7 protein-coding genes and 1 pseudogene are annotated in these 15783 nt (G+C 72.1%); 2 read left to right on the top strand and 6 right to left on the bottom strand.

The window, feature by feature from the left end:
* Window positions 1-45: 45 nt before the first annotated feature.
* Window positions 46-4926 (bottom strand): NAD-glutamate dehydrogenase, encoded by a 4881-nt coding sequence (locus Val02_RS12625; RefSeq protein ID WP_203899206.1) that lies wholly within the window; start codon window positions 4924-4926, stop codon window positions 46-48.
* Between the two features lie 154 nt (window positions 4927-5080).
* Here Val02_RS12625 and Val02_RS12620 point away from each other — a divergent pair, with 154 nt between their 5' ends.
* Window positions 5081-6976 carry a penicillin-binding transpeptidase domain-containing protein gene (locus Val02_RS12620; RefSeq protein ID WP_203899205.1) on the top strand — a complete coding sequence of 632 codons (1896 nt, stop codon included), beginning with the start codon at window positions 5081-5083 and terminating at the stop codon, window positions 6974-6976.
* A 294-nt stretch (window positions 6977-7270) separates the two neighbouring features.
* The gene (locus Val02_RS12615) at window positions 7271-8362 is read left to right on the top strand and encodes a hypothetical protein (RefSeq protein ID WP_203899204.1); all 1092 of its coding nucleotides are present in this window, start codon (window positions 7271-7273) and stop codon (window positions 8360-8362) included.
* A gap of 1819 nt (window positions 8363-10181) precedes the next feature.
* Here Val02_RS12615 and Val02_RS47290 read toward each other — a convergent pair.
* From Val02_RS47290 to meaB, 5 genes and pseudogenes are all read right to left on the bottom strand, one after another.
* Window positions 10182-11118, bottom strand: a pseudogene (locus Val02_RS47290) (arginase family protein); the annotation flags it as partial.
* Between the two features lie 184 nt (window positions 11119-11302).
* A complete protein-coding gene (locus Val02_RS12605) occupies window positions 11303-12208 on the bottom strand; it encodes a tetratricopeptide repeat protein (RefSeq protein ID WP_203899202.1) in 906 nt (301 codons plus the stop codon).
* 59 nt (window positions 12209-12267) lie between these two features.
* Window positions 12268-13941 (bottom strand): coenzyme B12-dependent isobutyryl-CoA mutase large subunit, encoded by a 1674-nt coding sequence (gene icmA, locus Val02_RS12600; RefSeq protein WP_203899201.1) that lies wholly within the window; start codon window positions 13939-13941, stop codon window positions 12268-12270.
* A gap of 53 nt (window positions 13942-13994) precedes the next feature.
* Window positions 13995-14663 (bottom strand): Asp23/Gls24 family envelope stress response protein, encoded by a 669-nt coding sequence (locus tag Val02_RS12595; RefSeq protein ID WP_203899200.1) that lies wholly within the window; start codon window positions 14661-14663, stop codon window positions 13995-13997.
* Between the two features lie 71 nt (window positions 14664-14734).
* Complete coding sequence (gene meaB / locus Val02_RS12590) at window positions 14735-15655, bottom strand: methylmalonyl Co-A mutase-associated GTPase MeaB (protein ID WP_239152802.1); 921 nt, start codon at window positions 15653-15655, stop codon at window positions 14735-14737.
* Between the last annotated feature and the right edge of the window lie 128 nt (window positions 15656-15783).

The following is a 15783-nucleotide window of genomic DNA, read 5'->3' as shown; positions in this document are numbered from 1 at the left end:
GTGCCGACATACGTAGACGCCGCCTTCGCCGCGCTACGTACCCGCCTACGCGCCGGCCGAGGAGGTACGTACCAGCGTGCGGATCTGGCGCAGCAGCACGCTCAGCGCCGCCAGGTCCGCCGACGAGTCGTCGAACTCGCTGATCGCGTTGCGGGTGCGGGTGATCGCGACGGCGTTCGTCTGCTCCCACTCGGTGACCCGCGCCTCGGCGTCGCCCGCGGCCGTCCCGGCGAGCACCTCACCGGTCAGCGCCGCCAGCGCCGCGTACAGGTCGTAGCGCAGCGCCATCCGGGCCAGCGTCTGCCACCGGTCCGCGCGCGGCAGGCCGGAGATGCGCGAGAGCAGGTAATCGACGCGGAACCGTTCGGACAGCGCGAAGTACACCCCGGCGACGTCCTCCAGCGGGCGACCCGTCGTATTGGCCACCTCCACCACGTCCAGCAGGCCGAACCCGTACATGCCCCGCGTGGCGTCGGTCGCCACCTGCTCGGGCAGGCCCAGGTCGACCAGCTCCCGCTCGTGGCGGCGCAGCGACTCCCGCTCGTTCCCCCGGAAAAGCTCACCGAGGCGCGGCAACAGCGCGGTGACCCCGGGCCGCAACCGCGCGATCTCGCCCTCGACATCGATCGGCGAACGCCGGTTGGAGACCAGCCAGCGCACCGAACGGTCCAGCAGCCGGCGCCCCTCCAGGTACACCGCCGTCTGCGCCTGCGTGGAGACCCGGTTGTCCAGCGCCTGCGTGGCGGCCCACAGCTCGCGCAGCCCGTAGACCTCCCGGATCACGACGTACGCGCGCAGCACGTCGGCGACGCTCGCACCCGTCTCGTCCGCCGCCCGGAAGAAGAACGACACGCCGCCCCGGTTGACCGCCTCGTTGACGACCGCCGTCGTGACGATCTCGCGGCGCAGCGGGTGCTCGTCCATCTCCGCGGCGAACCGTTCCCGCAGCGGCGTCGGGAAGTAGTCGCGCAGCACGTCGCGCGTCCACGGGTCGTCCGGCAGGTCGGAGTCCAGGATCTCGTGCTCCAGCACGATCTTGACGTACGCCATGAGCACCGCGAACTCCGGCTTGGTCAGCCCGGTGCCGGACTGCCCGCGCTGCGCCAGATCCTCGTCGTCCGGCAGGAACTCCAGCGCGCGGTCCAGCGCGCCGCGGCGTTCCAGATCGGTGATCAACCGCTGGTGGACCGGGAGCAGCGACGCGGCCTGGGACTGCGCGTTGCCCAGCGCCGTCGCCTGGAAGTAGTTGTCCCGCAGCACCAGGTCGGCGACCTCGTCCGTCATCGCGGCCAGCAACGCGTTGCGCTCGGCCTCGGGCAGGTCCACCCGCGACAGCAGGATCTTGATGTTGACCTCGTGGTCGGAGCAGTCCACGCCGGCCGAGTTGTCGATGAAGTCCGTCGCGACGTACCCGCCGGTGTGCTCCGGCCCGCCGTAGCGCGCGAACTCGATCCGCCCGCACTGCGTGAGCCCCAGGTTGCCGCCCTCGCCGACCACCCGGCAGCGCAGGTCGCGGCCGTTGACCCGGATCGCGTCGTTGGCCTTGTCGCCCACGTCGCCGTGCGACTCGGTGCTGGCCTTGACGTAGGTGCCGATGCCGCCGTTCCAGAAGAGGTCCACCGGCGCCTTGACGATCGCGCGCATCAGCTCCGGCGGGGTCAGCGTCGTCACCGTCTCCGGCAGCCCGAGGACCGCGCGGACCTGCGGCGCCACCGGGATCGACTTCGCCGTCCGGGGCCAGACGCCGCCACCCTCGGAGATCAGCGAGGTGTCGTAGTCCGCCCACGACGAGCGCGGCAGGTCGAACATCCGCTTCCGCTCCCGGAACGACACCGACGCGTCCGGGTCCGGGTCCAGGAAGACGTGCCGGTGATCGAACGCCGCCACCAGCCGGATGTGCTCGGACAGCAGCATCCCGTTGCCGAACACGTCGCCGGACATGTCACCGACGCCGACGACCGTGAAGTCCTGCGTCTGCGTGTCGTGGCCCAGTGCGCGGAAGTGGTGCTTGACCACCTCCCACGCGCCCCGCGCGGTGATGCCCATCTTCTTGTGGTCGTAGCCGGCCGACCCGCCCGACGCGAACGCGTCCCCGAGCCAGTGCCCGTACCTCAGGGAGATCTCGTTGGCGATGTCCGAGAACGTCGCCGTGCCCTTGTCGGCCGCCACCACCAGATACGTGTCGTCGGCGTCGTGGCGCACCACGTCGCGCGGCGGCACGACCTCGCCGCCGATCAGGTTGTCCGTCACGTCCAGCAGCGCCGAGATGAACAGCCGGTAGCAGGCCACGCCCTCGGCCATCAGCGCCTCGCGGTCCCCAGCCGGGGTCGAACGCTTCAGCACGAAGCCGCCCTTGGCGCCGGTCGGCACGATGACGGCGTTCTTCACCATCTGCGCCTTGACCAGGCCCAGGATCTCCGTGCGGAAGTCCTCCCGCCGGTCCGACCAGCGCAGCCCGCCCCGCGCCACCGAGCCGAACCGCAGGTGCACACCCTCGAAGCGCGGCGAGTACACGAAGATCTCGTACTTCGGCCGCGGCGCCGGCAGGTCCGGGATCGACATCGGGTCCAGCTTGAACGCCGTGTACGACTTCGGCCGCCCGTCGGCCCGCTGGAAGAAGCTCGTGCGCAGCGTCGACGTGATCAACGTCAGGTACGAGCGCACGATCCGGTCCTGGTCCAGGCTCGTCACCGCGTCGAGCTGCCGGTGCAGCGCCTCGACCAGTTCCTTGGCCTGCAGCGCGCGGTCCGACTCGTCCAGCCGCAGGCTCGGGTCGAACCGCGTCTCGAAGAGCGCCACCAGCAGCGCGGCGATCCCCGGGTACGCCAGCAGCGTCTGCTCCATGTAGTCCTGCGAGAACACCGTTCCGGCCTGGCGCAGGTACTTCGCGTACGCGCGCAGCACCACCACCTGCCGCCAGGTGAGGCCGGCCGTCAGCACCAGCGCGTTGAACCCGTCGACCTCCGCCTCACCCCGCCACGAGGCCGAGAAGGCGTTCTCCACCTGGGAACGCACGTCGACGATGTCCCGCGAGCCGGCCGGCAGCTGGAGGCCGAAGTCGTACAGGTACACCGTCGAGTCGCTGCGGCGCACCTCGTACGGCCGTTCGTCGGTGACCTTGACGCCCAGCGAGTGCAGCACCGGCAGCACCGCCGACAGCAGCATCGGCCGGTCCTGACGGAACACCTTGAAGCGCACGTCGGCGTCGTTCTTGCGCCGGCGGAACAGGTGCATGACGAGGTCGCCCGGCTCGTCGAGCAGCTCGATCTTGGCGATGTCCTTGACGGCCTCCTCCGGGGAGTAGCCGTCCTTGTACGGGTCGGGCAGCGCGGTCGCGTAGCGGTTGTACAGCTCGCGCACCCCGGCGCCGCCGACCTGGCGTTCGAGCACCAGGCGGAAGTCGTCCTCCCAGAGCCGGCTCGCCGCCGACATCAGCGCCGTCAACGCCTCGACGTCGATCTCCCCCGGCGGGTTGGTCGGGTCGGTGCGCACGATGAAGTGGATCCGGGCCAGCATCGACTCGGTGACCCGGGTCGTGTAGTCCACGCCGACGCCGTTGAGCTCGCGCAGCAGGATGTCCTGCATCTTCAGCCGGCTCGCCGTCGTGAACCGGTCCCGCGGCAGGTACACCAGGCAGGAGATGAACCGCCCGTACGCGTCCCGCCGCACGAACAGGCGCACCTGCCGCCGGCCGGCCAGCCGCAGCACGCCCATCACGGAACGGTGCAACTGGTCCGTCGCGATCTGGAACAGTTCGTCGCGCGGGTAGGTCTCCAGGATCTCCATGAGGTCCTTGCCGGAGTGGCTGCGCGGGGAGACCCCGGCGCGCTCCACCACCTCGGCGACCTTGCGCCGCACCACCGGCAGTTCGCGCACGCTCGTGCGGTACGCCGCCGTCGAGAAGAGGCCGAGGAAGCGGCGTTCGCCGATCACCTCGCCGGCCTCGTCGAAGATCTTGAAGCCGATGTAGTCCAGGTACGCGGAGCGGTGGACCGTCGCCCGCGAGTTGGCCTTCGTGATGATCAACAGGCGCTTCTCCAGCGCCTTCGCGTACGACTCCGGGCTCATCGTCTTGAGCGCGCGCGGCTTCGGCCGGTCCCCGCGCAGGATGCCCAGGCCGGTGCCGAGCTGCGCGGCGAGGACCAGTTCGCCCTCGTCGCCCTTGTCCAGCCGGTACTCCCGGTACCCGAGGAACGTGAAGTGGTCGTCCACCAGCCAGCGCAGCAGCTCGATCGAGTCGGTGATGTCCTTCGCCGGCACCGGCAGGCTCGCCTTGGACAGCTCGTCGGCGAGCTCCAGCGCCCGGGCCCGCATCTTCTGCCAGTCCTCGACGACCTCGCGCACGTCGGTCAGCACCCGCACGAGATCGTTGTGCAGCTCCTCCCGCTCGGACGCCTCGCGCACCACGTCCGTCTGGATCCGCATCCAGGACTCGACCAGCTGGTCCGGCTCGGCGTCCTCGGGCTCCACGCCGACCTGGATCTCGCGCAGGGCGCCCAGCGGCTCCCGGCTCACCACGAACAGCGGATGCACCACCAGGTGCGTGTCCAGCCCGCGGGCGGCGAGCGCGGCGGCGACCGAGTCGACCAGGAACGGCATGTCGTCGGTGACGATCTCGATCGCCGTGTGGGCGCCGTCCTCCGGGGTCGAGACCCGCAGCTTCAGCTCCCCCTGCACCCGCTGCGCGGCCAGGTCGCGGTGGGAGACGGTCGCGTCGAGCATCTGCGCCGCCGTGAGCCCGGTCAGTTCCTCATCGGGAACGAGCCGCCAGAACTGCCCGACCAGTGCGCCGAGCTGAGGGTCGTCGGCCGCCCGGGCAGCCGCGAGGAGCACACACTCGGCGACCATCCGATCGGCATTGGGTAACGGGGTGTCGGAGTCCACCGTGTCGTCGTAGCTGTCCGACCCGGCAGTCCGCAGGTCCATGGACACACTTTCTCCCCTCGTCCCACAACGCTGTGGGAAGCCGTCTGCGTTAAGAGCCTAGGTGGTCGTTCACTACGGATACCACGGGTCCGACTGGACCTGTCATTGCCCCGTGTGACGACAATGGCCACCGGACTCGGGGAGGAAGCGACGGATGCAACTACGGAAATGGCTCCGCACCGCGGGAATCGCCCTGCTCGCGGGCGGGGTCGCCGCCGGTGGGCTGACGGCGTGCAGCAGTGCGCCGAAACCTGACGCAGCGCTACGGGCGTTCCTCGACGCCTGGCAGGCGAACAAGATCGGCAGCGTCAAGCTCCTCGATCGGGCCGGTAAGGACCTGGCGGGCGATGCGGCCCAGACCGAACTGACCACCATCGAAGGTCCGCTCAGCGCGCGCCGCCCGAAGATCGACATCAAGGGCAAACCGAACGTCAAGGACAACGACGCCAACGCCCTGGTCGAGGTCAAGTGGCCCGTCTCCGACGCCGTCACCTGGACATACACCACGACGGTGCGGCTGAAGCTGCGGGACGACAAGTGGCTGCCGATGTTCTCGCCGGACACCGTGCACCCCGATTTCGCCACCGGCGCCAAGCTGACGCTCAAGACGGCCAAGCCGGAGCGCGGCGGCATCCTCGACGGCGCCGGCCAGCCGATCGTCAAGAACGGGCCCGTGGTCACCGTCGGCCTCGTGCCGCAGCGCATCGTCGACATCAACGTCGTCGTCGGCGCACTGACGTCGATCTTCCAGCAGGCCGGCGTGACCGTGGACCTGTCCCAGATCCCGGCCCGGGTCAAGGCCGCCAAGCCCGACGCCTACGTCGAGGTCGTCACGATGCGGCGCGAGCAGTACGACCCCGTCCGCAACGCCCTGCGCGACCTCAAGGGCACCGAGATGCGCGAAGGGGTCCAGCCCCTGGCCCCGACGCGCACGTTCGCCCGCGCACTCCTCGGCCAGGTCGGTGAGGTCACCAAGGAACTCATGGACAAGAATCCGGGCAAGTACCAGGTCGGCGACAAGCTCGGGCTCACCGGGCTGCAGGCCAAGTACGAGGACCGGCTGCGCGGCACCTTCGGGGTGACCGTGCTCAACGGCGAGAAGGTCATGTTCGAGCAGGCCCCCGCCACCGGAGCGGCCGTCAAGACCACGCTCGACGTCAAGGTCCAGAACGCCGCCGACGCCGCGCTCGTGGGCGAGAGCCGGCGTTCCGCCCTGGTCGTGGTGCGGGTCAGCGACGGCGCGGTGGTGGCCGCCGCGAACGGCCCCGACGGCGGGCAGCTCAACCTGGCGTTCACCGCGCAGGTGCCGCCCGGGTCGACGTTCAAGTCGGTGAGTGCGCTGGCTCTGCTGGACAACGGCAGCGTCACGGTCGACAGCCCGGTGAACTGCCCGAAGACCGCCACGGCCGGCGGCGCCACGTTCAAGAACTCCAACGACTCCGAGCTGGGCACCGTGCCGTTCCGCACGGCGTTCGCGAAGTCGTGCAACACCGCGTTCGTGGGCCTGGCACCGAAGCTCGGCGCCGACGGACTCGCGAACGCCGGCAAGTCCGTGGGTGTCGGCGTCCCGTGGGACCTCGGTGCCGAGGTGTACACCGGCAAGGTCTCGCAGGGCGGCAACGAGACCGAACTGGCGGCCTCGTCGTTCGGGCAGGGCACCACGCAGGTGTCGCCCGTGGTGATGGCCGGCGCCGCGGCGGCCATCGCGCGCGGCCAGTGGAAGCAGCCGCAGCTCGTGCTCGACCCCGCACCGGCCAACAAGGCTCCGGACGGGCCCGCGCTCAAGGAGTCCTCGGCCACCGCGCTGCGCACGATGATGCGCGAGGTCGTCACCGACGGGACGGCCACCTCCCTCAAGGGCCTGCCCGGCGCCGAACTGTTCGGCAAGACCGGCACGGCGGAGTTCGACAACAACCCGGCCAACACCCATTCGTGGTTCATGGGGTGGAAGGGCGACTACGCATTCGCCGTCTTCGTCGAGAAGGGTGGAGGATCGGGGGAGTCGGCGGTGCCGATCGCCGGCAAGTTCTTCCTCAACCTGGGGGCGTAGATGGAACCGGCGCTCGCCGACGCGATGACGGTGGACGACGTACCCGGGGTGAAACTCCTCGGGCTGGTGATCGGCGCGATCATTCTCTGGGCCGCGGTCAAGCGGATGTTGCGCCGCTGAGGCAAGACCCGAGCGCGCCGGGCCGGTCCAGGACGGGCCCGGCGCGTCTCATATGCGTCACCGCCCGGCCAGGTGACCGAGCCCCGGAACGGGTCCTCCTGCGGTACGGCTCGCGCATACTTCGAGCGCCTTCGCCTGCCCAGGATGCCGGCGACCTCACCGTGGACCCGACACATGTCCGAACATGACGCCCCGCCGAACACCGTGCCACCGCCCGCCCCGGCCGACGTCCGGGCGAGCCCGCGCCTGGCGTTCGAGACGCGGCTGGCCGACTCCGCCGACGACCTGATCGCGGAACTCGACATCGAGAGCTTCGAGCGGCGCCGCTTCGCGCCCGGCAACGAGGCACAGGGGATCTGGGAGTGGCTGGCGGTCCGCCACCGCCTGGCCGAACTACCCGCGCGACTGCGCAACATCGGCCGCGGCGACCTGGCCGACCTGCTCGAATTCGCACACGCGTCCCGCGTCCCGGAACCCGGCCCGCCCGCAGTCCCGGAACCGGCCGCGGTCCCCGCACCGCCCGCCGTCCCGGTGCGCGCCGCGGTCCCGTCCCGGCCCGCTCGCCGGCGGTTCACGGCGCGGGCGATCACGGCCGTCGTGGCGTCCACCCTGCTGTTGGCGCTCGGGACAGTCGCCACGGTGATCGTCCTCGACCGCGATGATCGGCCCGCCGAGGTGGCCGGCACGGGACCCGACCCGTCCTCCACACCGGCCGCCTCCGGTCCCCAGAGCGGGCCGTCCGGATCGCCCGCGCCGACCGTGGGCTTCGACCCGGACGGGCCCGGCCCGCTGCCGCCCGTGACCGGTTCACCGCCGCCCGGGAGCACACCGTCGGCCACCCCACCGCGCACGTCGTCACCGGCGCCGGTGCCACCGGAACCGCCCCGGCCGAACGCCGTCGATCCGCCGTACGACGAGGTCGGCCCGAAGGACATGCTGATGAACAGCGTGGAGGGGATCGACCTGGCGTGGTTGCGGCACGTCGCCGATCCGGAGAACAACTTCAAGGCCCGCACCGGCGAGGTCTACACGTTGAACGGCACGCGGCTGAAGAAGATGGGCCGCACGGCACCCGACTATCAAACCTGCCGGGGTGCCGTGGGCATCGACACCGGCGTCACGACGGTTCCGTTCACGAACCTGGCCGTGGACGACTACCTGTGTGCCTACAGCAAGGGCATCTGGGTCCGGATCCAGGTGACGGCGATCCCGGGCGGCGCCGAACAGCGCTTCCGTTTCAACGGCTGGACCTGGAAGAACCCGTGACGTCAGGCCGGCTCCGGCTCGTTCGGCTCCTCCCCCGGCTCCGGCTCGGGGCGTGGCGCGCGGCGTAGCCCGGTCAGCCCGAAGCCCTCGGCCGGGTCCCGTCGCCCGCCGGCCAGCAGTTCGCCCACGGGGTCGGCGGGTGGCACCGGCGCGGTGCCGTCCGGCGGCCCGGCGGCCGGATTGCGCCGCAGCCTTCCGGGGCCGTCCGCGGCGTCGGCGGCCGGGTTGCGCCGCAGCCGGCCGGGGCCGTCCGCGTCCTGTTCGTCGTCGCGCCGCCGCAGCCGGCCGGGGCCGATCGCCGCGTCCCGGGCCGCCAACGCCTCCAACGGGTCCGGCCGTCGACGCAGCCGCCCCGGCCCGAGGTCCAACGGGGGAACGCGCCGGGGGCCGTCCGCACGGGGTGCTCCGCCCCGCAGTCCTTCGAGCGGCGGAATCTCGCGCGGCAGCCCGGCCTGCGGTGTTCGTCCGGCGGGTTCGGCGTCGGGTTGATCGGATGCGGGCGAGTTTCCGGGCGGCGCCTGCACCGACTCGAACCGGCTGTCCGCCGCGCGGCGCGCCTGCCGGCGGAGGCGGGCCCGGCGCTCCTGCGGGTCCTCCGGGGCGTCATCGGCCGGCCGGCCCACCACACCCAACTGGCGCGGCACACCCGCCGCCCGGATCGCGAACGACAGCTCGGTCACCGAGGCCGGGCCCGTGAGCGTGGGGCCGTCCTCCTCGGGCTCCCGCGCGGCGGGGATCGCTCCGAGCGGCGCCCGCCGCCCCGCCTTGCCCACCGCCCGCCCGGCGCCGTCGGCCCGACCCGGGCCGTCCGTCCGATCGGATCCATCGAGCCGATCCGACCCTCCCGCCACGCTGTCCGACCCGTCCACAGCACGCTCGGCCGCGCCCGTCGCGCCGTCCCGCTCCGGCCCGTGCACGCGACCCGACGAAGACCCATCCGCTGCGGCCCCGCCCGACGAGACACCGCCCGCGGAGACGCGGCCTGTCGACACGCCGCCCGTGGAGGCGCGCTCCGTCGAGACGCCGTCCGCGGAGACGCTGGCAGCGGAGACACCGTCCGACGGGGCGCCCTCCGCGGAAGAGCCGCGACGCGCCGCATCGGCGGAATCAGCGATGTCCGACTCGACCTCGGCGTCATCCCACGGCTGCAGCCACACCGAACTCAGCGGCGACCCCTCGCCCACCGGCGCGCCGACCTCGTCCACCGACACACCGGCTTCGTCATCCGCCGTCCCGGCAGCCACATCGCCCGCCGACCCCGAAAGCCCACCGACCGCAGCGCCCTCCACCACGACGCCGTCAGCGCCGGCAAAAACGCCATCGCCGCTGGCCACTGCGCCGTCAGCGCCAGCCATGGCGCCGTCGCCGCCCGCCACGGCGCCGTCGCCGCCAGCCGCAACCTCGGCTCCGGCGTCGACGCGGGCGTCGGCCCACTCCCAAGCCCCGGCCCCGGAGACGGCGCCAGCGGCGCCCTCATCCCCCACAGTCGCGGCATCGCCGCCACCCGCAGCGCCGCCTTCCACAGCCGCGCCCTCCGGCGCGGCGCCATCAACGACGGCGGCGCCCACCGCGACGTCACCGACGGCGGCGTCGTTGACAGCGGCCCGGTCCACGACGCTCAACGCGTCCGCGACATCCAGGACCTCCGGCGCATCCCCCGACGCCGACTCGTCCTCGTCGTAGGCCTCGTCCACCCCGACCGGCTCGTTCGGTCCGGCAGCGGACTGGTCCGGAGCGGAAGGGTCCGTGGAAGCGGCCCCCACCGGCACCACGGCGGGCGCGAACGCCGCGAACCCGCTCCGCGCCGCCGACCGCGCCACGGGCACCCGGGGCCGCCGGCCGACCGGATCGGCCGCCCCCGCCCGCACCGGCGACAACCCGGCCACGATCATGTCGACGATCTCGGCGGCGTACTCGCCCTCCGGGTCGTAGTCCGGGTCGAAGACGGTCAGCTCCATGCCGAGGCAGCGGGGCGTGGCCACCAGGCCGGCGATGAGCAGTTCCAGCTCCGCGTAGGCGATGCCGCCCGGGTCGGGTGCGTCGACGGCCGGCATCACGGCGGGGTCGAGCACGTCCACGTCGATGTGCACCCAGTAGCCGTCGCAGTCGGCCAGTTCGTTGCGGGCCCATTGGGCCGAGCGCGCCGCGCCGTCCGAACGCAGTTCCGGGACGGCGCGGTGCGCGATGCCGGCCGCCTGCAGCTCCATCCGGTACTCGTCCCCGGGGCGGATGCCGAGCACCACCACGTCCACGTCGCGGAAGTACGGTCGCCGGCCCTCGATGCCGGTCAGGTCGGCCTGTCCGCGCCCGGTCACCAGGGCCAGGTCCTCACCGGCGGCGGCGCCCACGTAGGAGGCGTTGCCCGGGTGGCGGAAGTCGGAGTGCCCGTCGACGAAGACGAGCCCGTGCCGGCCCTGCCGCCGCCCGAGCGCCACCCCCGCGCCGAGCAGCACCGAGCAGTCCCCGCCGAGCACGACGGGGAACTCGCCCGCGTCGAGCATCTCGTTGATGCGGTCGGCGAGGCGCACCGAGTACCGGGCGATCTCCTCCGCGTGGGCGACGCCGTCGCCGGGGCGCCAGTCGCCCGGGTCGTAGCGCGGCGGCGTCAGGCAGCCGGCGTCGCGGGCGGCGAGCCGTTCGGCCAGCCTCTGGTCGCGCAGCGCCCCCGGCGCCTTGGAACAGCCCGGTACCGACGTCGGCGTCGGCGGGCGCAGGCCGAGGTTCGTCGGCGCGTCGAGGATGGCGATCTGGCGCATGACCCGGATCGTCCCAGCCTAGGAGGCGGGTCGTCGAGGGCAGCCGGCTTGCGGCGGGCCCAGACGACGCCCGGCGGCGTTGCCGGCCGGCCTGGATACGACACCGGTATCCAGGCCGCCCGGCAACTTGCCGGATCGCCGCCTGGACTCCGCCTCAGCTCGACCGCCCACGACGACCCACCTCCTAGAACAAGGCGCTGGCCAGAGCGCGGCGGGCAGCGGCCACCGCGGGATCTTCGGGCCCGGCGAGGACGAACAGCCCGACGAGGTGCTTGCGCGCCGTTTCGCGCTCGTCGCCGCTGGTGCGCCGGACCAGTTCGACCAGACGCTTGTAGGCGACGTCGGCCAACCCGGAGATCACCTCGACATCGGCGGCCAGGGTCTGCTTGGCCACGTCGGTCGGCGCCTCGCGGGCGGCGGCGAGCACCGCGTTGGGGTCTACGCCCTGGATCCGGCGGAGCAGGCCGACCTGGGCGAGCCCGGCCTCGGCGGACTGGTCGTTGGGCGTCTCGCCGAGGATCTTCTTGTAGGCGGCCTCGGCCGCGTCGAGGTCGCCGGCCATGAGCGCGTCGTCGGCGACGTCCAGCCGCGGGTCCCCGGGCAGCTCGGCCTCGACCCCGCCGGCCTTGAGGATGCCCTGCAGCCACTGGCGCAGCTGCGGCTCCGGCATCACCCCGGTGAACGCGTCGATGCCCTGGCCGCCGACGACGGCGTAGACCATCGGGATGCCCTGGACCCGGAGCATCTGCGCGAGGCGCTGCTGCGTGCGCACGTCGACCCGGGCGAGCACCCAGGCGCCGGCCGCCTCGTCGGCGAGCTTCGCCAGCACCGGCGACAGGCCGTCACCACCGGGATAGCCCTCGGCCCAGAACTCGATGATCACCGGCACGGTCATCGACCGTTCCAGCACCTCGGTCTGGAAGGTGGCCTCCGTCACATCGATCACGACGCCGCCACCACCGGGCTGCGGCGCCCCGCTCGGGCCGGGCTCGGCCGGTCGGGACGCCGCGGGTGGTGGCGTGCTCGGACGCAGGGCCCCGAGGTCGACGGCACCCCGGGTGAAGATGGAAGGAGCAGTACGCGGATCCATGGTTTGCAGTCTTACACGCGTTTCGGACCGCCCGGTGGGCCGTGGGAGCGCGCCACACCCTAGAAGCGGGCCGGTTCGCGGTAGGTGCCCCATTCGGCCCGGAGGGCGTCGCAGATCTCACCCAGCGTGGCCTCGGCCCGCGCCGCGTCGAGCATCGCGGGGATGGTGCTGCCGTCGCCCCGGGCAGCCGCCACGAGCCGCTTCAGCGCCGCGGCCACCGCGTCCTTGTCGCGCCGTTCGCGCCTATCCGACAGAACGCGGTTCTGCTCCCGTTCCACCTCATGGGAAATGCGCAGGATCTCGAGTTCCCGGGTGAGCGAACCGGTGTGGCAGTTGACGCCCACGACGCGCTTGTCGCCCTTCTCCAGCGCCTGCTGGTAGGCGAACGCGCTGTCGGCGATCTCGGCCATGAACCAGCCCTCCTCGATCCCGCGCAGCAGTCCCGAGGTGACCGTCCCGTCGGCGCCCAGTTCGATGATGCGGGCGAAGATCTCCTCGGCCTCGGCCTCGATGCGATCCGTGAGCGCCTCGACGTACCACGAACCGCCGAGCGGGTCGGCGACGTTGACGACGCCGGTCTCCTCCATCAGCACCTGCTGGGTGCGCAACGCGATCTCGGCGGCCTCCTCGGACGGCAGCGCGAGGGTCTCGTCGAGCGCGTTGGTGTGCAGGGAGTTCGTGCCGCCCAGGACGGCGGCCAGGGCCTCGACGGCGGTGCGCACGACGTTGTTGTACGGCTGCTGCGCGGTCAGCGAGACGCCCGCCGTCTGCGTGTGGAACCGCATCCACAGCGCCTTCTCCGACGTGGCGCCGTAGCGTTCGCGCAGCCAGCGGGCCCAGATGCGGCGCGCCGCGCGGAACTTCGCGATCTCCTCGAAGAAGTCGATGTGCGCGTCGAAGAAGAAGCTCAGCCCCGGGGCGAACTCGTTCAACGGAAGTCCCCGGGAAAGCCCCAGTTCGACGTAGCCGAACCCGTCGGCGAGCGTGAACGCCAGCTCCTGCGCGGCGGTCGACCCGGCCTCGCGGATGTGGTAGCCGGAGACCGACAGCGGCTTGTAGCGCGGGATCTCCCGGTGGCAGTACTCCATGAGGTCGCCGATGAGGCGCAGGTGCGGCTCCGGCGGGAAGAGCCATTCCTTCTGGGCGATGTACTCCTTGAAGATGTCCGTCTGGAGCGTGCCGTCCAGCTTGGACAGGTCGGCGCCCTGGCGTTCGGCGGCGACGAGGTACATGCAGAAGATCGGCACGGCCGGCCCGGAGATCGTCATCGACGTGGTGACGTCGGCGAGCGGGATGCCGTCGAAGAGGATGTCCATGTCCGCCGCGGAGTCGATCGCGACGCCGCAGTGTCCGACCTCCCCGAGGGACATCGGGTCGTCCGAGTCGCGTCCCATGAGCGTCGGCATGTCGAACGCCACGGAGAGCCCACCGCCACCGGCCCCGAGGATCTGCTTGTACCGCTCGTTGGTCTGGGCGGCGTTGCCGAAGCCGGCGAACTGGCGGATGGTCCACGTCCGGCCGCGGTAGCCGGTGGGGTAGAGCCCGCGGGTGTACGGGTACTCGCCCGGCCACCCGATCCGCTCGAACCCGGGCTGCTCGGTGCCGGGCGGTGGCCCGTAGACGGGGTCGACCTGTAGGCCGGAGAGCGTGGTGAAGTCGGCGTCGCGCTTGTGGGCGGCGTCGAACCGGCGTTGCCAGCGCTCCCGGCCGGCAGCGATCTCTTCGGGGTTCATGGGCTCGATGCTAAGCCCGAAACCTGAACGATCGCTAAGGTCGCGCGGAAGTACTACTCGGAAGCCTCGGCGTCACTGATGTGAATGTCGTCGATGGCGATGTTGACGGCGGTCACGTCGAGCGCGAACAGGTTCTCCAGCGCGCCGATCACCTTGGTACGGATCTTGTCCGTCACCGAGTACACGGCGAACCCGTACTCGACCACGATCCGGATCTCCACCACGGCCTTGCTGCCGTCGAGTTCGATCGTGACGGCCCGCTCCCCCTCCTCGGAGAAGATGGCACCGGAGAACGCGTACACGCCCGGCACGTCGCGCGTGGAGGTCGTCACGATCTTCTCGATCACCGCCGGCGGGATCGTGGTCGTGCCGCGCCGCGCGTTGGTGCCCAGCCGGTCCACCACCTGGACGGCCACCCGCCCGGACGTGCTGGTGACCGACGGCGGCGCGGAGACGGGAGCCGGCGCGGCCTCGGCCTCCTCGGCGGAGGGCTTCTTCGCCAGGGAGAGTCCGCCGCTGCGCGGCTCCTCGGCGACGGCCGTCTCGTCCTGGGGCTCCTCGGCGGGCTGCTGGTACTCGACCGCCGGCGCGAACGGCGGCGACACCGGCGCGGCGGGCGTCACCGGTACCGGCGTCGCCTGCGGCGGCACCATGATCGGCGGTGGCACGGGGCCCCCGCCGCCGTACTGATACTGACCCGACGCGTTGTAGACCTCGGTCACCGACGTACCCCAATCACTGCCGCCACAGATTCTCGTCGCAGGCGAGCCTAACGACGCGCGGCAACCGATAGCTAGCGGGCGATGTGCTGGAGAAGCTCGTCCGCGGCGGCGTAGGGGTCCAGCTCACCGGCTGCTACGCGGGTGGCGAGGGCCGCTATGGACGTTCTCCCGAAAGATCGGGCGCGGAGGGTGCCGAGGGCGATCGCCTCGACCTCGGCGGCCGCTCGCCGCTCCCGTCGCGCGACCAGCTCGCCGCGCCCCGCCATCCAGTCGCGGTGCTTCTCCATTGCCGCGAGAACGTCGTCGAGCCCTTCCCCGCGCGCCGCGACCGTGCGCACGACCGGCGGCCGCCAGCCGCCCGGCACCCGCTCGCCGAGCCCGATCATGCCCTGGATGTCGCGGTAAGTCTGGTTGGCCCCGTCCCGGTCGGCTTTGTTGATCACGAACACGTCCGCGATCTCGAGGATCCCCGCCTTGACGGCCTGGATGCCGTCGCCCATGCCCGGCGCGAGCAGCACCAGGGTCGTGTCCGCGAGCGAGGCGACCTCGACCTCCGCCTGCCCGACGCCCACGGTCTCCACCAGAACGTCGTCGAACCCCGCCCCCTCCAGCACCCGCACCGCCTGCGGGGTGGCCGCCGCGAGCCCACCGAGATGCCCCCGGCTCGACATCGACCGGATGAACACCCCCGGGTCGGTGGCGTGGTCCTGCATGCGCACCCGGTCCCCGAGGATCGCCCCACCGGTGAACGGGCTGGACGGGTCGACCGCCAGCACGCCCACCCGCCGGTCCTGCTTGCGCAGGGCACGCACCAGCTCGTTGGTGGTGGTCGACTTGCCCACCCCGGGCGCACCCGTCAGCCCGAGCACCCGCGCCCGCCCGCCGAACGGCGCCAGCGCGGCGGCGATGCGCGGCAGCGCCGGCGAGCCGTTCTCGACCAGGCTGATCAGGCGCGCGACCGCACGCGGCTCCTCCCGCCGCGCGCGGTCCACGAGATCGTCGACGTCATGTCCCCGCGCAACCGCCGGGACAGCGCCTGTGGCGCCGCCTTCCCTCGTCGCTGCGGTCGCTTCGCTCCCTGCGCTCCTCAGTCCAGGCCGCGCCGCGCTGTCCCGGCGCG

Source organism: Virgisporangium aliadipatigenens (genome assembly GCF_016863615.1).
GTDB lineage: Bacteria > Actinomycetota > Actinomycetes > Mycobacteriales > Micromonosporaceae > Virgisporangium > Virgisporangium aliadipatigenens.
This window is presented reverse-complemented; position numbering and strand designations above follow the sequence as displayed.

Excerpts from the sequence above, each read along its gene's own strand:
- Val02_RS12620 (WP_203899205.1), top strand. The coding sequence starts at position 5,081 with ATGCAACTACGGAAATGGCTCCGCACCGCGGGAATCGCCCTGCTCGCG.
- Val02_RS12615 (WP_203899204.1), top strand. The coding sequence starts at position 7,271 with ATGTCCGAACATGACGCCCCGCCGAACACCGTGCCACCGCCCGCCCCG.
- Val02_RS12605 (WP_203899202.1), bottom strand. The coding sequence starts at position 12,208 with ATGGATCCGCGTACTGCTCCTTCCATCTTCACCCGGGGTGCCGTCGAC.
- icmA (WP_203899201.1), bottom strand. The coding sequence starts at position 13,941 with ATGAACCCCGAAGAGATCGCTGCCGGCCGGGAGCGCTGGCAACGCCGG.
- Val02_RS12625 (WP_203899206.1), bottom strand. The coding sequence starts at position 4,926 with ATGGACCTGCGGACTGCCGGGTCGGACAGCTACGACGACACGGTGGAC.